Below are 23,233 nucleotides of genomic sequence, written 5' to 3'. Positions count from 1 at the left end.
CTGACGAAACCCTTGCGGCGTTCCCAACGGACCAGCGACCCCGACATCGGCGGCCGCACAGGACATTTGGGTGGCCTCGAAAAGTGTTTCAAGACATTCGCCGAAGATCGTACCGAGCGCCTTTGCCGGCCTCGAAGGGCATCTACGCTCCAGACCCTAGATGAACGGCGGATGAACCGCCCCTTTTGCCGCCGTTCAGACGGCTTGCGTTAGGCTTGCCTCAACATCGCGATGAGCGGCGGCAACAAAGGCGCCGCGACGAGGCCGAGCCGGGTAGCAACGTCCCTTCCTCCCGGATCGACAGGAGCCGGAAGCGCGCCTGAAGGCGGCTTCCGGCTTCGCGCATTCGCGGCCGACCGGATTTGCTTTGCATTTTACCCGTTTGCTTCTATCACCTGATGATTGGCCCGGTTGCGGGCGCGAACCGCCTGATTGCGCGCGATGACCGACCTGTTCTACGACCTCCCCGGCAATCCCGTTCCTGAAAATGCCGTTGCGGGCTTCTTCACCACGCGCGACCGCAAGCAGATTCGCTACGCCCGCTTCGCCGCCACCGGCCGACCGCTCAAGGGGACAGTGGTGCTGCTGCCCGGCCGCAACGAGTGCATCGAGAAATATTTCGAGACCATCCGCGATCTCTCCAGCCGGGGGTTCGGTGTTGCCATCCTCGACTGGCGCGGCCAGGGCGCGTCGGACCGGCTGCTGCGCAACCCGCAGCGCGGCTATGTGAAGAGCTTCCGCGATTATGCCCGCGACCTCGAACAGCTGTTTGCCGAGGTAGTACTGCCGGATTGCCGCGGGCCGTACTACATCCTGGCGCATTCGGCCGGCGCGCTGGTGGCGTTGCTTTCGGCGCCCACCATGGTGAACCGGGTGCAGCGCATGGTGCTGATCGCGCCCTTCCTGGCCCTGCCCGGCCAGCCGGTGTCGATGAAGACGCTGCGCGGCCTGACCACGGCGGCGACTGTGCTCGGCCTCGGCCGCCTCTACGCTGCCTGGGGACCGCGAAAGGCGCTGCCGACGCCGTTCGAGGAGAACAAGCTGACCAGCGACCCGGACCGCTACAAGCGCAACACCGGCCTTTACCAGGCCTATCCGCAGCTCGCGCTCGGCGGGCCGACGGTGCGCTGGCTGCGTGCCGCCGCGATCGCCGCCGAGACGGTGCGAGATCCCGAATTCATGGCCGCGATGAAAGTGCCGACGCTGATCATCGGCGCGAGCGCCGACCGGGTCGTCTCGACCCGTGCCGTCGAGCATTTCGCCCGGCATGTGCGGCTGGGCTCCTTCCTGATGATCGACGGCGCCGAACACGAGATCCTGCAGGAAAAGGATTATTATCGCGAACAGCTGCTGGCGGCCTTCGATGCCTTCATTCCCGGCAGCGAAGCGCAGGCGGCTTTGGCCGCGGGCTGACGGGATAGAGCGAGACGAGGATACCGGCCATGACGACCCGCAGCCTCAAGTTCGCAGCCGCATTGGCGCTGGCCGCCTTCGCTGTTGCGCCGGCGGCGGCCGACGAGCCGGAGCGGGTGATGCAGGAATGGTACCGGCTGCTCGACCAACCCGATATTGCCGGCCTTGCCGGCCTGATCGCACCGAGCGCCACATTCCACACCGAGGCTTCCGGCAAGTCGCAGAGCCGCGATGAATTCATCGCCTATATGGAGCAGTCGCAGGACATCCTGGCCAATGCCGACATCCGCCACAGGCTGCAGGAAAAAGGCGAAACCTCGATCACGATGATCGTCTGTTACGATTTCCAGCCGGGTCTCACCCTCAACCAGGAAACCTACAGCGTCGCCGACGGCAAGATCGTCGACGCCCGCCAGAAGCGTCTCGCCGAGAACTGCGACGGTTTCTGACCGGCTGCCGCAAGCCCTCGGGCATTTGTAGCTTTGAAAGGTCCACCGGACCTTTCAATTCGCCTTCGGCGAACCAGCTTCTCAGGCCCGCAACGCTTCCATGGCCGCCTCGTGCAGTTCGGGCGTTGCGGCGGCCAGGATGTCGCCGCCATTCTCGGCTGGCCGGCCGTCGAAGGTGGTGATAACGCCACCGGCCTTCTCGATGATCGGGATCAGCGCCACGATGTCATAGGGTTTCAGGCCCGGATCGACGACGATGTCGACGCTGCCGGCCGCCACCATCGCGAAGGCATAACAATCGGTGCCGTAGCGCGAGAGCTGCACCCTGGTCTCGAAGCGGTCGAAGCGGCCACGCGCCTCACCCTTGAACAGTGCCGGCGTGGTGGTGAACAGCGTCGCGTCCTCCAGCTTCGTCGTCCTGCGCGCCGCGAGTTTGCGCGGGCCGCCCGGTCCTTCATAGAAGGCGCCATCGGCATTGGCGTAGAACAATTCGCCGGTGAAGGGTTGTGACATCATGCCGGCCACAGCATCGCCATCCACCGTCAGCCCGACCAGCGTGCCCCACACCGGTAGACCCGAGATGAAGGCGCGGGTGCCGTCGATCGGATCGATCACCCAGACATGGCGGCTGGCCAGGTTCTCGCTGCCATGCTCTTCGCCAAGGATGCCATGGTCCGGAAACTCCGCGCCGATCAGCGCGCGGATAGCGCGCTCGGCCTCGCGATCAGCCTCGGTGACCGGGTCGAAACCGGCGGCGAGCTTGTTGACCACCGCGCCCTGGCTGCGGAAACGCGGCAAGGTCTCGGCTGCGGCCGCGCCGGCGATCCGCCGCATGAAATCGGGGGAAATGTTCAATGTTTTCTCCTGAGGCCCCTGCTGGCCGGCTTTTCTCTAACCTCAACGCGCCCTCGCGTCCGGCCGTCGTACTTACCAAACGCGTTGCCGCAATGTCACGTGCGACGCGCGGCCGACATTTCATATTTCATTTTGAATTAATAACTCGCTTGACTTTTGTGCAGCGCACAATAATCTCGGATGCGGACAGGTTCTCCTGTCCATGCCCACCTTGGGCGTTTCCTCCCTAGACTTCGACCGCGTCGTGTCAACGATGCGGTCCTTTTTTATAGGCTGGATTTCCGTGAGATTTCAGTGAGTAGTCAGGTAGCCTTGGCGCGAGCCGGGGCGTCAGTACCGTTTCCCCACTCACTACTCACTATTCCCTACTCACTATTCCCTACTCTCTATCCACTCCTCACTCCGCCGCTTCCGGCAGGTCGAGGAAATGGTGGTCCGGTATCGCCATCAGATCGGCCGCGAAGCGGGCGAGATCATCCGCCAAGGCACTGAAGCCGGCGGATTTCTGGAGGGTCCGCTCGTTCATGTAGAGGCCGCGATTGACCTCGATCTGCAGTGCATGCAGGTTTCGCGCCGTCCGCCCGTAATGTTCGGTGATGAAGCCGCCGGCATAGGGTTTGTTGTAGGCGACCGAATAACCCATACCGGTCAGGAGGCTGATCGCGCATTGCGTCAGCGCGGCCGATGCCGAGGTGCCGAAACGGTCGCCGACAATGAAGTCTGGCCGCATGCCCTGGTCGCCGGTCCGCACGCTGGCCGGCATCGAATGGCAGTCGATCAACACGGCGAAACCAAAGCGGGTGTGGGTACCGGCGATCAGCTTCTTCAGCGTGTCGTGATAGGGCTTGTAGACGGTCTCGATGCGCCCGAACGCTTCCGACAACGGCAGCCTTGCGGCGTAGATGTCGAGCCCCTCGCCGACCAGCCTGGGAATGGTGCCGAGCCCGCCTGCCACCCGGGCCGAGCGGATATTGCAATAAGGCGGCACCGGCTCGGCGAACATGCGCGGGTCGAGTTCCCACGGCTCCCGGTTCACATCGAGATAGGCGCGTGGGAAATTCGCGGCCAGCATCGGCGCGCCGAGTGCGACCGCCGCGCCGAATAGCTCGTCGACATAACAATCCTCCGAACGGCGGATCGCCGTGCGATCGAGCTTGGCCATGGCCAGGAAGCGGTCGGGATAATGCCTGCCGCTGTGCGGCGAGTTGAAGACGAAAGGAACGCGCTGTTCAGCGCCCGAGCGGATTTCGAAGGGCGGGACGACCGCAAAATCCTCGGCTGCCGACGTCAAATCTCAGGAACCCACTGACACAGGCGTTTCATGGCTCCACCGTGCCATCGCACTGGCCGCATGTCCAGCATTTCGGCACTCTTTGATGACGTGACGCTGGGGATGAGGCGCCAACATTCACTTGATGTTTACCGCTGTGATTCCATATACGAGATGGTTAACGGGATTGTTTCTCTACAATCTCCGGGGGGATGATTCGGACGGGACAAGAATGGCACGCATTCTGCTGGCGGAAGACGATGACGATATGCGCCGGTTCCTGGTCAAGGCGCTCGAGCGTGCAGGCTACCAGGTCAGCGATTTCGACAACGGCGCCAGCGCCTATGAGCGGCTGCGCGAAGAGCCGTTCTCGCTGCTCCTGACCGACATCGTCATGCCCGAAATGGACGGCATCGAACTAGCCCGCCGCGCCACCGAGATCGATCCGGACCTGAAGGTGATGTTCATCACCGGTTTTGCCGCGGTCGCGCTGAACCCCGATTCGAAAGCGCCGCGCGACGCCAAGGTTCTGTCGAAGCCGTTCCACCTGCGCGACCTCGTCAATGAGGTCGAGAAGATGCTGCACGCGGCCTAAACAGCTCCAGATAGCTATTCCCCAGTATCGGCCGTGAACCGGTTGGCAGGCCTCACCTGCGGCCTTGGTGCGACCTTTTCACAAGCAAATTGCGCTCGGCACGCACGATTCCGCCAACTCCCGGGGCCACATGAGACAATCCCATCGCGGCATTTTGGATGTCGGCTTTCTTTCGTGTTTCTCGCTATTGACGCACCGAAACAAAAGTGGTGTATGCGCGGCATCGGATGGGCGTGTAGCTCAGCGGGAGAGCACTACGTTGACATCGTAGGGGTCACAGGTTCAATCCCTGTCACGCCCACCATCCACCCACTTGATGTTGAAAAGTTTTTCAGATCCACCGGCAGGCGAATTTCTGCCGGGTGCAACGCAGGTGGCACGCAAATCCAATTCGATTTGGCTGAATTGGCGCCCCGACGCTCTAGAATCGATCTCAACTCGATAAAATAATCGTCGATGGCCTGGCTGCCTCTGGCCATGTAATCCGGGTCGAATTTGGCATAAATCTCCGTGGTACCAGCCGCTTTGTGGCCGAGCAGCCCCTGGACCTCCCACGCCGGCACACCACGTCGACGAAGCTCCGCCGCCATTGTGTGACGCAGGCTGTAAGGGGTGACCTCCTTGGGTAGACCCGCCTCCTTCACCATAGTTGCGAAGACCTTCTTTATGCTGGCAATCGGTTTTCCGTGCCAATGGACGAAGCGTTCCACGTCCAGAGCCTTCACATAGGGCAGCAGGGTTTCCGTGATTGGAACAACGGGTCGCCTTTTCTTGGTCTGCTTTCGTCCGGGTGGGTTTAGTTCGATCCGCCGCATTTCCAAATCGACTTGTCTCGGCGAGAGATCGAGAACCGCATCAGGCCGAGCAAGCGTGTTGAGGGCAATCATGCAGAAAGTATGCAAATGGGGCCATTTCCTCGCCGTCGTCAGCAGCTGTCGCATTTCGTCGAGGGTGAGGCGGTAACGCTCCTTCTGGTCGCTTCGATCAGGCTCGTCGATAATGAAGGGAGCTGATTTGATTTCTTGCCGCTTCCAGGCACGATTGATTGCAGCCCGGCCGACAGAAAGAACCCGAGAAACGTAGGCGTTCTTGTACCCGCGGTCTTTCAGCCAAATGACGAACGCCTCCTGCCTGTCGATTCTCAGCTCAGCGACGGTCGCTCCACCCCAAAATTCATTCCAAAGGGCAAGTGCATGTTTCGCCTGGTCATGACTGGCGATACGAACAAGACGTCCTTGGCTATCGAGCTTGCAGACATGTCCGTGCCAATAGCGCAGCAGCACCTCAGCGAGCGGCGTATCGGCCGGCTCCGAGCTCTGAACGCGAGCTTTTTTGGCGACAAACTCCGCTAGGAGGATTTGGGCTTCCCGAAGGTCTGCTGTGCCGAGAGAAACGCGCTTTGTTTGTCGGGAAGAGGAGTCGAACCAGGTCGCATGCCACATTCGGGAGCGCGGCCGCTGGGAGAGCCAGTACCCGGCAATTTCTCCGATCCGCTCTCGCTGTTCGCGCATGCTTTGACCGTCCTGTTTTCGATGTAGTCCAGTAGAATTTGTTGAGTGTATCGATATCTACCACCGACCTTCAAGTAACTGATGTCGCCACGCTTTCGCATACGTTGAAGCGTGTCGATCGACACCCCCAGTGCTTTCGCGGCCTCTCCTTCCGACATCGGTCGTTCGAATCTAGCGACTGACATGACCGCACCGTCATATTTCGCCTTTCGTCCGGTTGCCCGAACTCCGAAGACCTTCCCGTCTCGCTTTCACAAAAACCCGGTCGCTTTCAAGGAATACGCCGAGCATAAATGGTATGAGCTCTGCCAGCGTTTCCGATTGGCCATAGGTCTGGCGGTAAACTGCTGCGTAGTCGTTGAGCGCCTGGCTCAGGTCAGCGCTTATGCTGATGGTGATTTTGGATGGTGTCCGGTCCGGCAACTTCCCGAGTTTCAGATTCGACATGATCTACTCCTGCTCTGAGTTTGGGTAAGGCCGCAGCACCAGATCCTTGCACACGATGACGCGCAGCGGCCAGCCAGGGCGGACAGTGATCGTAGGCTGGATATTCAAGTTCTTCTCGGTGATGCGCTGGCCGGCCCGGCTGACATTTTGCTGAGCGGATTCGCGTATTGCCTTGACCAGATCGCTTTCGCTGTCGCCGAACCTCAATTCCGTGCCGACACCCAGCAAGGTGGCAAGCGCGACGCCCTTGATCACCTGCCAGGTGTGGAAATCCACCTCGTCCTCGAGCCCGGCATAACCGGCGGTGTCGGTCGCCGGCAGATTGTCGATTTCTATGGACGAGCCGTCTGGCATCAAAATGCGGTGCCAGACCAGGAGCGCGCGTTTTTGCCCGAAGGCAACGACGCTGTCATAGGAGCCGATCAGTCGGGAACCCTGTGGAACGAGCAGGATACTGCCGGTCACTGTGTCGTGCACATTTTCGGTGACCTGTGCGACGACCAGACCTGGCAAGTCGGATTTGATGCCAGTGATCAGGCTTGCCGCGATCACGCTGCCGGCCATCAACTGATAGGGTGACGCCGGCGTCTGCAGGGCGTGTGAATTGTAGATGTCACTCTTGTTCTGCTGACCGACAAAATCGAGTTTGCGCTGCTGGTTGCCTTGATCGCCTTCAGCCGGTGCCACGGAAGCTGAAGCGACCGTCGCTTCCGACGGCGGCTGCGCTTTAAAGGACTCCGCTACGCTTTGCCCGCCACCGGCCACCTGGCTGAAACGATTTTCAATTTGAAAGAGGACTTTCGACTCGCGTGCCTCGATCGCCTGCTGTGCAAGACGTTGCCCCTCATCAGTGAGGGAGTTCCCTGGCGCGATACCGAGCTGGCGTTGATGTTCCAGGATCGGACGCCCCAAGTCCCCCGGTAGAGGTGGCCCCAGAACGGGAGCCTTCCGCCTGATCCCGGAATAATCCTTGGGCAGGGCATCAAGCCCCTCGGCCGTTGGCTTGCGGTCAGTGTTGTATAACTCTTCGACCTGCTGCTTCAGATGAAGTGCCGGCCCCCGCAGCGCGAACATGGTCACGCCAAAGACGGTGCCAGACCCAACGGCTGCAATCGTAACAATCACGCCGCGCCGGAACCGCACGGCGCGTCGCGGCGAACCTCGCAACTGCAATTTTTCAGGATCGAGCTTCGGCGGAAGATTGGAGCGGGAAGTGTCGATCATATTCCCTCCCGTCACCGGCTGGAACGCGCAAAAAGAGGCAGGCGTGGCGACAGCTGCCTGCCGTCGGTCCTGGCGATGCGCACCACCTCCTGCTGTTTGTTTCCAAGGCGCAGTTCGGCGGCGGCAAAAAGCCGATCCACGATGTAGTAGTTGCCACGAACACGGTAGTTGACCAGTTGGTTTCCGCCATCCGGTCCGACGATGAAGAGCGGTGGCGCTTCACCCTGATCGATGCGGCGCGGAAATTCGATATAGACCTTGCTGCCGTCATCGAAGGCACGTGCCGGTCGCCAGGGCGGCGTATCGCCAGTAATCGCGTAGCGGAAGCGGATGTTTTCCAGCGCGACATTCGATGCCACTGGCAGGGCGGCTTCAGCTCGAGCATTGCGCTGGCGCAACGCGATGATCTGGTCCTCGCTGTAAGTCCAGGAGATTGCAGCCATGGCGGTCTTTTCGGTGCTTTGGAGTTGCAGGTGATACGTTCGCCGTTCCGTGGTGATCACCAGATTGGTGGTAAGCCCGGCAGCAAAGGGTTTCACCAGCACGTGGGTCCGTTGGTTCCCACCGGTGCCACTGACCGTATCGCCGATAACCCACCGCACGGTGTCGCCGGCCGACACAGCTGTCAGTTTCTCGCCCGGTTGCAGTGCGATATCGCTTACGCGTTCTGGGGCGGCGTAGAGCTGGTAGAGTGCGCCGTCGGCGAAGGGGTAGACCTGCACCGCATTGACGTAGCCAAATTTGCTGGGCTGCTGTGTCGCAGCCTTGTTGGCATCGGCGACCCGTTCTTCAGGCGAGCGTTTGTCTTCGGCGACTTTGCCGGGCTCGGGCTGCAACTGCCCCGGAAGCGGCAATGGCTTCGGCACTTCGACTATCTTGACCGGTTTTTCCGGCGCCTTCTCGATGGCCGCGGGTTTGAAGTCTGTCGGGTCATAAGAGATTTGAGGCGGCGGCACCGGCTTAGACGCGCAGGCCGAAAGAACCGCGGCCGAGGTCGACAGTACGAGCAGCGCAGAGAGCGATGAATGTCTATTTGTCATTAGTGGGCTCCTTGGGAGAAACGGCTTGCGGCGCGGCGCTGTCGAGCTCACGCGACCAGGCGATGGCATTGATGAACACGCCGAGCGGGTTCTTGCGCAGTTGATCCGTATTCCGCGGTGACCGGATTACGATGGCCAGGATCCCGGTCCAGCGAGTCGTGCTGACAAGGCTGCCGCGCTCGAAAACCTGCTCCGTCCATTTGACCTGGAAGGAGCTGTCGGAAGCCCTCACCACGCTGGTCACCTGCACGGATACGCTGCGGGTGCCGATCTGACCGAAAGGATCATTCGCCTTGGCGTATTCGTTCAGGAAAAGGGCGGCTCGATCGGTGGCGAAATCATAGGCCGCCAGCCAATTTTGCCGAACCAGCACCGGATCTGTGGATACGGAGCGAACGTTCTGGATGAAGCGGCCGAGATGCCAGGCGATCTGGGCATCGTCCGGGACATAATCCTGGATGGCGGGCGCTACAGCGCGCACCTCACCCAAACGGTCAACCTCGATGACATACGGCACGACGCGGCTTTGCATCGACTGCCATAAAAGTCCGCCAGAAAGCCCGGTCGACAAAGCCAGGCAACCGACCGCCATGAGCCGCCAATTTCTGGCCTGCACCCGAGAGGAGCCGATACGCTCGTCCCAAAGCTGGGCGGCTTTCTGGTACGGCGTGACCGGTTGCGGTGTCCTGCCGTAGCGTTGAACGGGGCGTTTGAAGAGCATCTAGTCTTCCTTGTCGTTGAGAGACGGATTGGCGCTGCCGCCTGCCCTGTCACCGTCGCGGACGGCTTGAATGGCGGCATGGCGATGAGCACGGGCGGTCTGTTCTGAACGCAGGCGTCTTGCCCAGGCCGGGGCCGCATCGCCGGCAGCAGCGTCCGTGCTTTCGGCCATTGAGGTGACCGGCTTACCGCCGGTTGCCGTCCACGCAGCTTCGCGTCCTGCATCGACGCTGCGTCCGAATTTTCCAGCCGCGGATTTCGCTGCCTGCCTCGCAGCACCACCAGCGGCACTGGTCACGCCATGTATTCCAGCGGCGACGCCAGATAGGCCGGTGCCGGGAGAGGTCGCCTGACCCATCTGCCACGCAGAAGAAGCAGCCGACCCCATGGTTGTGCCGGCGCGGATTGCAGCGAGACCGCTGCCGGTCGCCATGCGTATGCCGGCAAGCGCGGCACCGCCGGCAACAAGCGATGCGCCAGCCGCCGCCACACCGGTTCCGAGTGCGGCGCCCGCGCCGAGCTGTGGCGCACCCGAAACCAGACCCGACGCAATCCCGGGCCCGAAGATGCCGAGCCCAAGCAGCGCCAGCGCGCCAAGGACCTGGGACATGGCTGCGGCCAGATCCGGCTCCTTGCCTTGCAGCGCGGAAGCGAACTCGCCGAACATCGTGGAACCGATCCCGACGATGATGGCGAGTACCATCACCTTGATACCTGACGAGATCACATTGCCGAGCACGCGCTCGGCCAGAAACGCCGAACGGCTCCACAGCGCAAAGGGAACAAGGACAAAACCCGCCAGCGTGGTGAGCTTGAATTCCAGGATGGTGATGAAGAGCTGGATGGAAAGGATGAAGAAGGCGATGATGACCAAAAACCAGGCCACCAGCAGCACGAAGATGGTCAGCGCGTTGCCGAAGATTTCGGGGAAGCCCAGAAGCTGGCTTGCCTGATCGAGCAGTGGCCAGGCGCCTTCGAAACCCGTTGCGGCAATGCGGCCGGGCCGCAGGAGACTGGCGGCGGAGAGATTTCCGGAGGACGCGTTGATGCCAAGACCGGCAAAGGATCGATAGATGATATCGGCGAGGTTTTTGAAATTGTTCAGGATGTACGCGAAGGCGCCGACATAGAGCACCTTGCGCATGAGCCGGCCGAAGATATTGGGCTCCCCGCCGAACGCCCAGGCCAGACCCGCCAACGTAATGTCGATCCCGATCAGGATGGTGGTGAGAAAGGCGACGTCGCCAGAAAGCAGGCCGAACCCGCTGTCGATATAGCGGATGAAGGTCTGCAGGAAGCGATCAATGACCCCAAGATCGTTCATGTCACCGTCTCGCTTGTCTTGAAGGACCGTGGATCAGTTGCCGCGATAGGCAGCGCCAGAACCGAGAAAGCGCTTTGTCATCTGGCGGGCGGCCTCTTCAGATTGCGCCTTGCGGGCGGCATCCTCGACCTCCGCCCGAAACTGCGTCGCAAGCAGAGTCTGGATCTGCATCTGTTGTTTGGTGGAAAGCGCGATCAGCTGGTTGGTGGCCTGGCTTGCCTGAAGCGCGCCCGCAGCACTCTGGCTGCGGCTGACAAGATCGGCAAGCAGGTCGCCGTCACTGCGCACATTCTCGACGATCTGCGACTGCACGCTCATGGTCTGGCGAAACGCCTGCATGGCGTTTTGCCAGCGCCCGCGTGCAGCACCCGCTACATCGCTGATCTTGATCGAAGCGTCATAGCTTTCCGGATACTGGCTGCGCCATTGGCCTTGAAGCTTGTCGAGATCGAAGCTCAGGCCACCGGCCTGGTCCATCAATCCATCGATGCGATGAAGCGCGCCGGTGAGCTGGCCAAGTGACGAAAAATCCAGGCGCTGAAGATTACGCGCCATGTTCTGCAGCATGGTCGCCTGGTTTTGAAGCGACTGGATCTGGTTGTTGATCTGTTCCAGCGAACGCGCCGCCGTCAGAACATTTTGCGCGTAATTCGACGGATCGAACACGATGCGGGCATGAGCAGGCTGGATGGAACCAGCCATCGACTTGGCGATCAGCGAAACGGCAAACAGGCTGCAGAGAAAACGGCGCCGCGTCATGGCGATTGCTCCTTGTCTGGTTGAGGGAACTGGCGAAGAAGCTCGGCGGCCCAATCGAGACCGCGTGCGTTCAGGAAGCGGGAGGCGAAGCCCTCTCGGCCATGCTCGGACAGGATGCCGTCGATCAGGGCCTGGCTAGCCGGATCGGAGGCGCCGCAAAGCGCGAGAGCGATCGGCCCCAGGCCAAGCTCGATCAGGCGATTGCCGCGGCGCGATTGCAGGTAGTAGTGACGCTTCGGCGTGGCGCGAGCGATCAAATCGATCTGGCGTTCGTTAAGACCGAAGCGCTCATAGGCCGTGCGCGCCTGCGGTTCCACGGCACGGTCATTGGGAAGGAAGATACGCTGGGGGCAGCTCTCGATGATTGCAGGCGCAATCGTCGAGCCAGAGATGTCGGCAAGCGATTGCGTAGCGAAGATGACCGATACGTTCTTCTTTCGCAGAACCTTCAGCCATTCGCGAATGCGAGCGGCAAAGAGAGGGTTGTCGAGATAGACCCAGGCCTCATCGAGAATAAGTAGCGTTGGGCGACCGTCAAACCGCTTTTCGAGGCGATGGAAGAGATAAGTGAGCACCGGCAGGACAGCACTTTGCTGATGCATAAGCTCTTCGGTCTCGAAGCACTGCACATCCGACAATGCCAGCCGATCATCGTCGGCATCGAGCAGCCGCCCGAAAGGACCATCGAGCGTGTACGGCAATAGGGCAGACTTCAGCGCATTGGACTGAAGCAGGAGCGAAAGGCCGGTCAGCGTGCGTTCCTGTGCCGGCGCTGTGGTAAGGCTGGTCAGCGCCGACCAGATTGCTTCCTTCACTTCCGGCGTGGCGGTGACGTTCTCATGCGTTATGAGGTTGGCGATCCATTCGGCTGCCCAACTGCGCGCCGCTTGATCGCCAATGTCGCGCAGCGGCTGGAAGGAAAGCGCGCCGTCTGCGCCAAGTGCATGATGTCCCCCGCCCATGGCAAGCGTTGCCGCTCGGGCCGAATTGCCTTTGTCGAAAACATAGACTTGGGCATCGGCATACCGACGAAACTGCAATGCGATTAGGGCAAGCAGGACAGATTTGCCAGCGCCAGTCGGGCCAACGATCAGCATGTGGCCGACATCGTCGACATGGGTGGAAAGCCGGAATGGTGTCGAACCGCTGGTTTCGGCAACGAAAAGCGGAGGAGCAGATCGTCCGGTTACCTTGGCGATATACGCGTTTGTCGCCGGGCCCGCCCACACCGACGACAGCGGCATGAGATGGGCAAGGTTCAACGTGTGAATGAGCGGCTGGCGAACATTGGCATAGACATGACCCGGCAGCGAGCCGAGCCATGCCTCGACCGCATTGACGCTTTCGCGGATGGTGGTGAAGCCCAACCCATTGATGATGCGTTCGACCGCGCGCAGCTTTTCGGCAGCGGCGTGATGATCCTTGTCCTTCACCGTTACGGTCGTGGTGAGGTAACCGAAACCGACGTGATCCCCGCCGAGTGCCTGAAGGGCGGCGTCCGCATCGAGCGCCTTGTTGTCCGCATCACTGTCTACGAGAGGAACCGGTTCGTTGGTCACGACCTCGCGCAGTATGGCGGCGATCGACTTGCGCTTGGCAAACCACTGCCGCCGCAACCGAGTCAGGGCTTTCGTGGCTTCCGCCTTGTCGAGCGGAATAAAGCGGGTCATCCAGCGATAGGTGAAGTCCTGGTGGTTGAGCGCATCGAGGATTCCAGGTCGAGTGAGGTTCGGAAACCCAAGTACAGTCAGGGTGCGCAGATGATGTTCGCCCAGCATCGGCTCCAGTCCGCCGGTAAGCGGTGCATCGACCAGCAGGGCGTCGAGATACATCGGAGTTTCCGGCACGACGACCGGATGGCGATGCGGCGAGATCGTGCCATGGAGATAGGTCAACGTTTCCGCATCATCGAGAGCACTGATTTCAGGCATAAGGCCTGACAAAAGATCCAGGACGCGATCCGTTTCGCCGCGGAATTGTGCGAATTCCTGGCGCCAGTTTCGTTCGCCCTCCAGGTGATGTGACTCGACAAACGCGCTTTCAGCCCGTGCCTGAGCATCCGGCGGTGGAATGAACAGCAAGGTCAGATGATAGAAACTCTCGAAATGCGCGACCTTGCCCTCGAAGGCCGCGCGTCGTTCCTCATCGACCAGCCATGAGGCAGCATCGGGAAAATGCGAGGCCGGATAGCCAAGCGCTTCGGCGCGCTCGGCCTCGAAAAACAACGCCCAGCCGGAGCCAAGCCTCTTGAGCGCATTGTTTGCACGCGCACATATCCCGACGAGCTCGGCTTCCGTCGCGCTTTCAAGATCAGGACCTCGAAATCGGAAGCTGCGCTGAAAGCTGCCGTCCTTGTTGAGCACGATGCCTGGCCCGATCAGAGCGGCCCAGGGCAAATGGTCGGCAAGCCGGTCGGCCTTTCTGCGATATTCCGAAAGGTTCAGCATGCCAGCCATCCTTTCTGGCGAAGGTGGCGGACAAGCACGCTGGCGAAATCCGGATCGCGTCTTGCGGCAAAGACCGTCAGCGAATGGCCAGCAATCCAGAGCACCAGACCGGCGATCCATTGCTGCAGACCGAAGCCGATGGCGGCGGTCACGGTGCCGTTGAGGATCGCCACGGCACGTGGTGCGCCACCCAGCAGGATCGGTTCGGTCAATGCCCGGTGAACGGGAACCTCGAAGCCCTCGATATGCTGCTCTCCGGAAACCATCAAACCAGCGCTCCGCCGTCGAAGGAAAAGAAGGAGAGGAAGAAGCTCGATGCCGCGAATGCGATCGACAGGCCGAAGACGATCTGGATAAGCCGGCGGAAACCGCCCCCCGTGTCTCCAAAAGCAAGAGTCAGGCCCGTGGTGATGATGATGATGACCGCGATGATCTTCGCCACCGGTCCCTGAACCGACTGCAGGATCTGTTGCAGCGGCTGTTCCCAAGGCATGCCGGAGCCGGCAGCGTAAGCCGGCGCTGCGAGCAGAAATACGAGCGCGGTTAACGAAAGGCAGCGAAGCTTCTTGCGCATGAGATTCCCTTCAAAGCTGCTGGAGTTGCGAATGTGTGAGCTCGGTGACGGCGTAGTCGCCATTGCCATCGAGGCCGGAGACCTCGGCGATCCCATCGATGCGGCGCGCGGAACCGCGACCGGCGATAAAGACGATCAGATCGACGGCATCTGCAATGAGGCGGCGCGGCACCGTGACCACGGCCTCTTGGGCAAGTTGCTCGATGCGGTAGAGGGCGGAGCGCACGGAATTGGCGTGGACGGTGGCGATGCCGCCGGGGTGCCCCGTATTCCACGCCTTCAGCATATCGAGCGCTTCAGCGCCCCTGACCTCGCCGACAATGATGCGGTCGGGTCTGAGCCGAAGCGTCGAACGCACGAGATCGGCAAGCGTGACCGAGCCCCTTCTCGTGCGTAACGCAACGCAGTCCTTCGCGGCACATTGCAGTTCGCGCGTATCCTCGATCAGGATCACCCGCTCATCGCGTCGGGCGACTTCCGCAAGCAGGGCATTGGCTAGTGTTGTCTTTCCCGACGACGTGCCGCCTGCAACCAGGATGTTGCGCCGCTCGATGACCGCCTTCTTCAGCGCTTCGGCCTGCACTGGCAGCATGATCTTGTCCGCCACGTAATCGGCTAGCGAATAGAGCTTTTGCGCGGGCTTGCGGATGGCAAAACATGGCGCCGTGACGACAGGCGGCAGCAGGCCTTCGAAGCGCTCGCCAGACGGCAGTTCGGCACTGACTATGGGGTTATCCCGATGTGTCTCCGCACGGATGTGGGAAGCAACCAGGCGAATGATGCGTTCCGCCTCGGAGGGATGCACGCTGACGCCGGTATCGACCCGCCCCTCTCCCAGCCTGTCCAGCCGCAGAGCGCCGTCGGGATTGACCATCACCTCGATGACCAATGGATCGGCAAGGGCTTCGGTGATCGCCAGCCCCATGGCGGTGCGCAGCATGGAACGCCGGCGAAGGTCGGCTTCGGGATGGGCGCTCATGCTTCCCCTCCCTCGCCACGATCCTTGCCAAGCGACCGTTTCCTCGAAGCGATCTGACGCCCGACCTGTTCGACGAATTTCTCGAAACGCTCCTGGGCAATCGCCTGCGTTGCCCTGTCTGGAACCGGCGTGTGGGCATGAAGCGTGATGGAGAAACGGATGAAGAGCGCCAGGCTCTCCAGGATCGTCTCGGCATCGAGCCTGATATGATTGAGGTCGCGGGAGAGGCGATCGAGCCTCACGCCGTAACGCTGGTCGAGCTCGTTCTCTCCGCGTTGCTCGATGAAAGCTTGCACCGCCTTCGCCACGACCGCCGACTTGGTGGTGGCGGGATCGCGGCTGAGGTTATTCAGCTTCTCGCTTAGCTCGGGTTCGAGCAGAAACTGATGACGAATGCAGCGAGATTTCATAGCGGCTCATTCCGAAGGGCCGGCTCTGCGTGCCGGCGGCGGGAATAAGCATCGGCCATATGCTCGAAATCGCTTATGGCCGTTATCTGCGCTGTGATGCGCTCTGGATCAGAAGCCGGGCACGATGTCCTTCTCCTCGCCCTTCCCTTCATTGATGCCATAGGCGCGAGACACGTTGGAAACCCGATCCATGACGCGCTTGTCGGCGACCGTCTCACTGTCATCGTCGGTCGGTCTGAACAGATCATCTTGCTCAGGCGCGTCGGCAATGACGTTGTGCTCTTCGGACAAACCAGGATGACGTTGCTGCTGGACGCCTCCCTCGTCTTCGATTGTCGCACCGGTGATCTTGCTATCGACGGCCAGACGACGATCAACGCCGCGCACCTGTCCGATCCATTCGTCCGGGCGCGGTGCAGGACAGTCCGCATAGGGGCCGTCGCCTGGCGTCGGCGCAGGCAGCACCCGCTCAGTAAAATTCCGGTCCTGATAATAGCGCAGCTTCTTCGCCCGGATCGGCAACAAGCCCGAAACCAACAACAGCTCGTCAGTTGGTGGCAGTTGCATCACCTCACCGGGCGTCAGCAGCGGCCTGGCGGTTTCCTGGCGGCTTACCATGACATGCGAAAGCCAGGGCGCCAGCCGGTGTCCGGCATAGTTGCGCATGGACCTCAGCTCGGTTGAGGTGCCGAGAGCATCCGAGATGCGTTTGGCGGTGCGCTCGTCGTTGGAGGAGAAGGCAATCCGCACATGGCAGTTGTCGAGAATAGCGTTGTTCTCGCCATAGGCCTTCGAAATCTGGTTGAGCGATTGCGCGATCAGATAGGCGCGGATCCCGTATCCCGCCATGAAGGCCAGCGCGGTCTCGAAGAAGTCTAGTCGGCCGAGCGCCGGAAACTCGTCCAACATCATGAGCAGCTGGTGTTTACGGCTCTTTTTCGGATCACCCTCCAGCCGCTCCGTCAGACGCCTGCCGATCTGGTTGAGCACAAGTCGCACCAGTGGCTTGGTTCGTGAGATATCTGACGGCGGCACGACCAGATAGAGCGATACCGGTCGGTCGGCGTCCATAAGATCGGCAATACGCCAATCGCAGGCGGACGTGGCCGCTGCTACAGTTGGATCGCGATAGAGTCCAAGGAACGACATGGCGGTGGAGAGAACGCCGGAGCGCTCATTCTCAGATTTGTTCAGCACCTCTCGGGCCGCCGAAGCCACCACCGGATGAACCTGAGGCCTATCCGCAGTCCCGAGATGGTTGGTGGTCATCATACGCCGCAGCGTCGCGGCAAACGAGCGCTGCGGGTCCGAGAGGAAGGTAGCGACACGGGCAAGCGTCTTTTCCTCTTCCGCGTAGAGCACGTGCAAAATGGCGCCGACCAGCAGTGAATGACTGGTCTTCTCCCAGTGATTTCGCCGCTCAAGCGCCCCTTCCGGATCGACGAGTATGTCGGCGATGTTCTGGACGTCCCTGACCTCGTCCAGACCTTTGCGAACCTCCAGCAGCGGATTGTAGCGCGCCGATCTCGGATCCGTCGGATTGAACAAAAGACAGTGCGAAAACTTCGACCGCCAGCCAGATGTCAGCTGCCAGTTCTCGCCTTTGATGTCGTGGATGACGGTTGAACCGGTCCAGGAAAGCAGGGTTGGAATGACCAGCCCGACACCCTTGCCCGAGCGCGTTGGCGCAAAGGCCATGACGTGCTCCGGTCCGTCATGACGCAGAAACCGATCCTTCAATCTGCCTAGGAAAACCCCTGCCGGCCGAAATAGCCCTGCTTCTTCGATCTCCTGCGTCTTGGCCCATCGCGAGGAGCCGTAGGTGGTGACCAGTCCGCGCTGTCGCGCACGCCAGAGCGAACCAATGATTGCGGCAGCACAGCCCAAGAAACCGCTGAAGCCGGCGAGCGCGCCAGCCTTGTCAAAAACCTCAGGAGCATAGGCATCGAAATGGAACCACCATTCGAAGAGCTTCCATGGTGCATAGACCGGCAAGCCAGCCACCAGAACCCACGGCGGCCCGAGCTGCGGCTGGTAATCCAGCATGTGCGCGCACCATTGGGTCGCAGCCCACACGCCAAAGAGGACAATTACCAGCACGACGGCGATCTGGCCGACAAGCAACTTTGTCGGTGTCATGGAGGGGGCTCCGCTTGTGGACGGGAGCAGCATGGCGCGACGTGCGGGAGTCTCGAACATGTCCTATGTGCGCGCATGTGCGACCGAGCGGACTTCGCCGGTTTGAACCATGGGCTCATAGGTGCAGCTGTCGCCTAGCGTGCGAGATTGCGGTCTGGGCATGTTGGTAAACTTGCGACGGTTGTCCCCAAGAAAAGCAACGTCATCCGTTCTCGCTGACACTGCCCTGCGATGGATATTCGCCCACTCGCAAGTGACGAATTGTCATCCTGGCAAAGTTCGATCCGCTGTCCCTTCCACCTCTTGACGAAAATTGCCGCGCCTGTTTGAGACCGTGCAATTGGAACGTTTGCTTTGGGGTGATGGGCAAATGGCGGATCGACTGTGAAGCGCGTTTTTCGTTTGCTTGCTGCGGTAATTGCGGGTTCCGCAGTGACCGGCTGCACAAGCATTTCCTACTATGCGCAGTCGCTGGAGGGTCATGTGAAAATCATGGCTGCACGCGAGAATGTCGGAAAACTGATCCATGATCCTGCGACGCCCGAGCCGCTGCGCGCCAAATTGACGTCGGCAAGCGCCATAAGGCGCTTTGCAACGGACGAATTGGCACTGCCTGAAAACAACAGTTACCGCAGCTATGTCGATATTGGTCGGGAGGCCGTGACCTGGGCGGTTTTTGCCGCGCCGCAATTCTCCCTGGCACCACGAACATGGTGTTTTCCCGTTTTCGGTTGCGTTCCGTACCGTGGTTATTTTGATCGGAAATCCGCGGCTGAAAGCGCCGACGAACTTCATGGAGCGGGGATGGACGTCTACATCACGGGCGTCACCGCATATTCGACCCTTGGCTGGTCCAGTGACCCGCTGCTCAGCACCATGCTGCGTCAGGACAACACTTATCTGGCAAGCCTTGTTTTTCACGAGCTGGCGCATCAGCGCATCTATGTGAACGACGACTCTGCGTTCAATGAAGCCTTCGCGGTCGCCGTCGAAACCACTGGTGTGAGGACATGGCTGCGCGCTGTTGGCGATCTCGCCGGACTGCGCCGCTACGAAGCCGACCGCGAACGCAGGGCCAATTTTCTTAGGCTTCTGGCGAAAACGCGAGACGAATTGCAGCGGGTTTACGAAAATCCCCGCCCCCCGGAGCAAATGGCGGTTGCGAAGGCAGCAACCATCGAAAAACTGCGGATGCGGTACCGACACATGCGTGACAGGCGTTGGGCTGGATATAGAGGATACGACGCCTGGTTCGATGCGCCGATCAACAATGCAAAACTCGCCGCGACCGCCGTTTACGGCGAACAGGTTCCGGCATTTCTTCGATTGTTCGACTTGTGTGCTAGCGACTACCCAAGGTTCTACGCGTCAGTCCAACGGATCGGGAGTTTGCCCAAATCTTCCCGCGCCGAAGCGCTTGATGCCGCGAAGACGTGCGATTGACTTGAACAGGCCTGGGAGCCAGTTTTCTGGGATGCGCTGAATCTGGGCGGAGCCGTAGGCGGACCGGCAGGTTTCGGGCGAGGCCGGAAGATACCCCTCTCCTGCTTCGCGGTGGCACCGGCCGTCAACGCGACAGCACCCCCAACACGATCAAGTGCTGTGGCGAAGCCGTGCCGCAAGATCGAGAACGGAGCAGCGGCGCCACCATCAGCCGCCGCCTTGACCTTGAGCACTGTGGCGGTACGCAGAGCGACCAGCGTCGGAGCGTCGAAGGTCACCGACACGAAGCAGCCAGCGGGCATACAAGCGCGGAAGCGCACCGGCTACATCGCCGGCTTCTCATCGATCTAGGTCGCTCCGTCTCTGGCTACTCTGCATCCGGTCAGGCTTTCGCCGATCACGGTGCAGGTTCAAATCACGGAGGTGTAACCACCGATGTCGATATTCCCTGACGGTGAGCATCTGAACGGAGAATTCGTCTCGAAGCAAACAGCACGATGATCCTGGTCCATCCACGGCCTCGTTGAGTCACGTTGGAGCAATCAAGATTTCGCCTTGGATATGCTGGCCAGAAGTTCTTCTCCGGCCCCAGAAGCCATGCCTGTTTCGTGACCTGCAGCCATGATCGTGCGCCCCAATTGAAAGCCAAATACTCTCCGTGGGTTCCTGGCTGGCACCGTGGCTGCCGGAGCACCACATCTGCGACAATCGATTTTCATAATATTTACAACAGCATCAACAGATACGATCGATTCTTTGTCAAACTGTTGCAAACTGCCGATCCACCCGCTACTTTCGGTTGCAACACTTTCTTTTCAATTGGCAGTCTGGTGTTGATATGATTGATTTTATTGAATTAAATAACGATCAGCGACGCGAAAAGATCAATTCCGACCAGCGATTCACAGCGCTGGCGGAGGCCCAGAAGAAGGCGAAGAGCTTTCGTGGATCCCTCGTCTGGCATACGGTAAAGGGCAGCGAGCACCTGATGCGCAGCTACTACGATTCTACGGGAGCGCGACGCCAGAAGGTGGAGGGGCGGCGCTCGCCAGCGACCGAGGATCAGAAAGCAGAATGGGAAGCATCGCGCGCGTCCACTCAACAAATGCTGTCCGTGCGGCAGGAGCAAATGGCGCGCCAGTCTGCTGTCAATCGGGCCCTCAGGCTCGGACGTGTTCCTTTAATTGCCGCAAGAATCATCAGAGCGCTCGATGACGTCGGCATTCTGGGCGAAGGCATCCGTGTTGCCGGAACCAACGCGATCTACGCCTACGAGGCAGCGGCCGGCGTCTTCGTGGATCCAGGGATTACAACGACCGAAGACATCGATCTCCTGATGGATTCGCGCAAGTCACTCAGAATTATGGCTGGGACCAACATAGAAGACGGAACGCTCATCAACCTCTTGCGCAAGGTCGATCGATCGTTCGAGCGTTCGTCCGCAGCGTTTCGCGCGGTCAATCGCGACGGATATCTTGTCGATTTGATCAAACCGCTTGCCAACCCGCCTTGGAAGCAGGGCCGTGCAAGCGTTGACAAGGCAGACGACGAACTTGTGGCGGCCGAGATTGCCGGCCTGGCCTGGCTGGAAAATGCCCCGGCATTCGAAGCAATCGCGATCGATGAAAGGGGCGGACCGTTACGCATCATCGTTCCCGATCCCAGGATTTTCGTGGCCCATAAACTCTGGGTTTCGAAGCAGCCTGATCGCGAGCCAGTCAAGCGCCGTCGCGACTTGGCCCAGGCGCAAGCTGTTGCTCGTTTGACAGCGCAGTATCTCGAACACCTCCCCTACGAAGCAAACCAGCTTCGTGTGCTTCCCCAGCCCGTTTTTGAGGAAGCTCGCCATCTTTTCGAGCTGCCGACGGCATCGAAGCCCTGATAGCCATAAATCTGCTGATCGCCCTGGCTGATGCGCGGGTCTCGCCACCGACGCCGGACGATCGGTGCAGACCTCCCGTTCGCTCGAACTTCGCCTTGATCAGCTATGATGGTCGAAAGCTACGTGCCTGGCGGCGCCGCTCGATCAACTTCCTCGGAGATCTCCCGTCGCAATTTCGGTCTCTTGGCCAGACGCCTGCCACGCGCAGTCACGAACGCATCGTAGCGTTCGCCTGCCTTGGCGCGGGCGGCTTGCACTGTCGGCTCCGGCAACGCAGGGATTGTTGCCAACCAAAAGCGGACGAACACGGCAAATTACTTGCCTCTCTTGGTCCATAACCCCCAACAAGCGGGAGATTGGCGCTTATGTATTCGGATCCGGCACGCCGTGTCTGATCTCTTCGGAAAAGCCCGGCCCAAGACCGAAGGCTTTGGCGCGGTCGCTGATGCGGGAGCGCTCGATCAGCTCGGCCAGCGGCAGCTTGGTGTCGACGCGTTTCTGGTCATAGAGGTAGCCTGGCAGATAGCCGTTGACGAGCAGGCGCCAGTCGGTCGGCACACTCGCGCCGACAAGCCGCAGGATGCGCACGATCGCCGTCGTGCAATTGGTGGTGATCGAGTTGTAGAATTGCGGTTTCGCGGCCAATGCATTGGCGTCCTCGACATAGCCGGCCAGGAAAATCCGCGCATCGTCGGGTGACACGTTAAGCCGGTAGAGGTGTACATCCTCGCCGCGCACATTGGTCCGCAAGCCGATCAGGTCGCGTTCATCGGCAGCGATCACGATAAGCGTATCCGTCTTGAAGGCGCCGGCAATCGGCGAATAGGTTCCGCCCACCCGGTAACGCGCCTCGATCGACCAGGCGATCCGCTCGCCGCCTTCGAAACCGAAGCTCACGATGGTGTGCGCCATTTCCGGGCCGGCCCAGTAGGACATGAACAGATCGACGGTTCTGAGCTTCGACAGGTCGTAGCTCCGCGTTTCCCAGCTTTCGGTGAAATCGGTCTGGCTGCGCCAGGTGAAGTTGCGCGTATCGGTCAAGGTCAGTCGGTCGCCTTCGATCCTGCCTGTCACCTGCCGCGCATCCTCCGGCACGAAGGTTACATCCCGCGGCGGCGTGATGCTGCTCCACCAGATCAGAACGCCGGCAAATACAACGGCAAAGACGCCGACGACGCGCCAGCGGCGGGTGAACAGGGCGATGAGCGTCGCTAGGCCAAACAGCCCGAAAAGTGCTGCAGCAGCGATGCGGCCCGTTTCCGGCATCGGCAGCCGGTAAAAGAAGGCAAGCACCGTCCAGGCGCTCGCCAGTGCAACGGCGGGGAAGAGGATCGCGATCAGAATAAAAAGGCCGGCACGACGCATCAGAACTCCGAAAACCATCTCCCGTGCGACCATCCGACCTTCTCATCCGAGCGCGGACGAACATCGTTGCGGATGATACAATTCGACAAGAGCCAAACCGGCTCGCCCAATCAGACATATATACGTTTCGGGCAAATCGGATGGAATGAGAAGGCTCATCGGAAATGGATGCATGGATCGCCGGATTCAGGCAAAGAGTCTGACAACTGGGATTTCTATAGCTTCCCGACTTGACAGCCGGGGCCGAGCCAGTGCGCGGATAGCCCGCCGGACGGCTTCATGGCGGTCGTCAATGAGATCGGGTTGGCGCGGGCCTGAAACGCGAGGGATGCCAGTTCGCATAGCGATGGCACGGCCATAGTGACTGGGCAGGGCGGACGGCGGATT

At 60.5% G+C, this 23,233-nt stretch carries 23 protein-coding genes, 1 tRNA gene and 1 pseudogene; 6 read left to right on the top strand and 19 right to left on the bottom strand.

From position 1 onward, the window contains the following. Positions 1-441 precede the first annotated feature (441 nt). The gene (locus FZF13_RS15130) at positions 442-1,413 is read left to right on the top strand and encodes an alpha/beta fold hydrolase (protein WP_024926877.1); all 972 of its coding nucleotides are present in this window, start codon (positions 442-444) and stop codon (positions 1,411-1,413) included. A gap of 29 nt (positions 1,414-1,442) precedes the next feature. Continuing rightward, the gene (locus tag FZF13_RS15125; protein ID WP_024926878.1) at positions 1,443-1,862 is read left to right on the top strand and encodes a nuclear transport factor 2-like protein; all 420 of its coding nucleotides are present in this window, start codon (positions 1,443-1,445) and stop codon (positions 1,860-1,862) included. A gap of 81 nt (positions 1,863-1,943) precedes the next feature. On the opposite strand, the gene hisN is transcribed toward FZF13_RS15125, so the two are convergent. Beyond that, positions 1,944-2,717 carry a histidinol-phosphatase gene (gene hisN, locus FZF13_RS15120; RefSeq protein WP_024926879.1) on the bottom strand — a complete coding sequence of 258 codons (774 nt, stop codon included), beginning with the start codon at positions 2,715-2,717 and terminating at the stop codon, positions 1,944-1,946. A 397-nt stretch (positions 2,718-3,114) separates the two neighbouring features. Further along, entirely contained in the window at positions 3,115-4,008 is an 894-nt protein-coding gene (locus FZF13_RS15115; protein ID WP_036254561.1) for an N-formylglutamate amidohydrolase, read from the bottom strand. Positions 4,009-4,219: 211 nt separating this feature from the next. Here FZF13_RS15115 and cpdR point away from each other — a divergent pair, with 211 nt between their 5' ends. Together cpdR and FZF13_RS15105 are read left to right on the top strand one after the other, a co-directional pair. Beyond that, positions 4,220-4,582, top strand: coding sequence for a cell cycle two-component system response regulator CpdR (gene cpdR / locus FZF13_RS15110; protein WP_018429348.1), 363 nt, complete (start codon positions 4,220-4,222; stop codon positions 4,580-4,582). A 229-nt stretch (positions 4,583-4,811) separates the two neighbouring features. Next, positions 4,812-4,886, top strand: a tRNA-Val gene (locus FZF13_RS15105). On the opposite strand, the gene FZF13_RS29605 is transcribed toward FZF13_RS15105, so the two are convergent. The 14 genes from FZF13_RS29605 to FZF13_RS15035 form a co-directional block, all read right to left on the bottom strand. Further along, positions 4,837-6,024, bottom strand: coding sequence for a tyrosine-type recombinase/integrase (locus tag FZF13_RS29605; protein ID WP_353844578.1), 1,188 nt, complete (start codon positions 6,022-6,024; stop codon positions 4,837-4,839). The two genes, FZF13_RS15105 and FZF13_RS29605, sit on opposite strands and share 50 nt — an antisense overlap. Continuing rightward, entirely contained in the window at positions 5,931-6,194 is a 264-nt protein-coding gene (locus FZF13_RS29600; protein ID WP_395408857.1) for a hypothetical protein, read from the bottom strand. Before FZF13_RS29600 ends, FZF13_RS29605 begins: the two co-directional genes overlap by 94 nt. 94 nt (positions 6,195-6,288) lie before the next feature. Further along, a complete protein-coding gene (locus FZF13_RS15090) occupies positions 6,289-6,540 on the bottom strand; it encodes a DUF2274 domain-containing protein (RefSeq protein WP_024926880.1) in 252 nt (83 codons plus the stop codon). A 3-nt stretch (positions 6,541-6,543) separates the two neighbouring features. After that, complete coding sequence (locus FZF13_RS15085) at positions 6,544-7,764, bottom strand: TraB/TrbI/VirB10 family type IV secretion system protein (RefSeq protein ID WP_024926881.1); 1,221 nt, start codon at positions 7,762-7,764, stop codon at positions 6,544-6,546. Positions 7,765-7,775: 11 nt separating this feature from the next. Next, positions 7,776-8,804 carry a P-type conjugative transfer protein TrbG gene (gene trbG / locus FZF13_RS15080; protein WP_024926882.1) on the bottom strand — a complete coding sequence of 343 codons (1,029 nt, stop codon included), beginning with the start codon at positions 8,802-8,804 and terminating at the stop codon, positions 7,776-7,778. Beyond that, positions 8,794-9,525: a conjugal transfer protein TrbF gene (trbF, locus tag FZF13_RS15075; RefSeq protein WP_024926883.1), complete on the bottom strand. Its 732-nt coding sequence runs from the start codon at positions 9,523-9,525 to the stop codon at positions 8,794-8,796. Before trbF ends, trbG begins: the two co-directional genes overlap by 11 nt. Beyond that, the gene (gene trbL / locus FZF13_RS15070; protein WP_024926884.1) at positions 9,526-10,848 is read right to left on the bottom strand and encodes a P-type conjugative transfer protein TrbL; all 1,323 of its coding nucleotides are present in this window, start codon (positions 10,846-10,848) and stop codon (positions 9,526-9,528) included. It lies immediately after the preceding gene. Positions 10,849-10,881: 33 nt separating this feature from the next. After that, positions 10,882-11,607, bottom strand: coding sequence for a P-type conjugative transfer protein TrbJ (gene trbJ, locus FZF13_RS15065; RefSeq protein ID WP_024926885.1), 726 nt, complete (start codon positions 11,605-11,607; stop codon positions 10,882-10,884). Next, a complete protein-coding gene (gene trbE, locus FZF13_RS15060; RefSeq protein ID WP_024926886.1) occupies positions 11,604-14,054 on the bottom strand; it encodes a conjugal transfer protein TrbE in 2,451 nt (816 codons plus the stop codon). Before trbE ends, trbJ begins: the two co-directional genes overlap by 4 nt. Further along, a complete protein-coding gene (locus FZF13_RS15055; RefSeq protein WP_024926887.1) occupies positions 14,048-14,320 on the bottom strand; it encodes a VirB3 family type IV secretion system protein in 273 nt (90 codons plus the stop codon). The genes trbE and FZF13_RS15055 overlap by 7 nt, the downstream gene beginning before the upstream one ends. Next, positions 14,320-14,628, bottom strand: coding sequence for a TrbC/VirB2 family type IV secretion system protein (locus FZF13_RS15050; RefSeq protein WP_024926888.1), 309 nt, complete (start codon positions 14,626-14,628; stop codon positions 14,320-14,322). Before FZF13_RS15050 ends, FZF13_RS15055 begins: the two co-directional genes overlap by 1 nt. A gap of 10 nt (positions 14,629-14,638) precedes the next feature. Next, on the bottom strand, positions 14,639-15,607 hold the full coding sequence (gene trbB / locus FZF13_RS15045) for a P-type conjugative transfer ATPase TrbB (protein WP_024926889.1): 969 nt from the start codon (positions 15,605-15,607) through the stop codon (positions 14,639-14,641). Then, positions 15,604-16,017: a hypothetical protein gene (locus tag FZF13_RS15040; protein ID WP_024926890.1), complete on the bottom strand. Its 414-nt coding sequence runs from the start codon at positions 16,015-16,017 to the stop codon at positions 15,604-15,606. Before FZF13_RS15040 ends, trbB begins: the two co-directional genes overlap by 4 nt. Positions 16,018-16,125: 108 nt before the next feature. Continuing rightward, positions 16,126-18,156: a conjugal transfer protein TraG gene (locus FZF13_RS15035; protein WP_024926891.1), complete on the bottom strand. Its 2,031-nt coding sequence runs from the start codon at positions 18,154-18,156 to the stop codon at positions 16,126-16,128. A 384-nt stretch (positions 18,157-18,540) separates the two neighbouring features. Here FZF13_RS15035 and FZF13_RS15030 point away from each other — a divergent pair, with 384 nt between their 5' ends. Further along, positions 18,541-19,599, top strand: a complete 1,059-nt coding sequence (locus FZF13_RS15030; RefSeq protein WP_024926892.1) for an aminopeptidase — start codon at positions 18,541-18,543, stop codon at positions 19,597-19,599. Here FZF13_RS15030 and FZF13_RS29595 read toward each other — a convergent pair. Beyond that, entirely contained in the window at positions 19,518-19,901 is a 384-nt protein-coding gene (locus FZF13_RS29595; RefSeq protein WP_081766979.1) for a hypothetical protein, read from the bottom strand. The two genes, FZF13_RS15030 and FZF13_RS29595, sit on opposite strands and share 82 nt — an antisense overlap. A gap of 536 nt (positions 19,902-20,437) precedes the next feature. Here FZF13_RS29595 and FZF13_RS15020 point away from each other — a divergent pair. Continuing rightward, complete coding sequence (locus FZF13_RS15020; RefSeq protein WP_036254557.1) at positions 20,438-21,481, top strand: GSU2403 family nucleotidyltransferase fold protein; 1,044 nt, start codon at positions 20,438-20,440, stop codon at positions 21,479-21,481. A gap of 119 nt (positions 21,482-21,600) precedes the next feature. Here the strand turns inward: FZF13_RS15020 and FZF13_RS29295 are convergent. Then, a pseudogene (locus FZF13_RS29295) lies at positions 21,601-21,792 on the bottom strand (CopG family transcriptional regulator); the annotation flags it as partial. Between the two features lie 52 nt (positions 21,793-21,844). Beyond that, a complete protein-coding gene (locus FZF13_RS15010) occupies positions 21,845-22,846 on the bottom strand; it encodes an Lnb N-terminal periplasmic domain-containing protein (protein ID WP_024926894.1) in 1,002 nt (333 codons plus the stop codon). Positions 22,847-23,233 lie beyond the last annotated feature (387 nt).

It is taken from the genome of Mesorhizobium terrae, assembly GCF_008727715.1.
Taxonomy (GTDB): Bacteria; Pseudomonadota; Alphaproteobacteria; order Rhizobiales; family Rhizobiaceae; genus Mesorhizobium; species Mesorhizobium terrae.
Note: the sequence above shows the minus strand (reverse complement) of the source record. Positions and strands in the feature narration are given on the sequence as shown.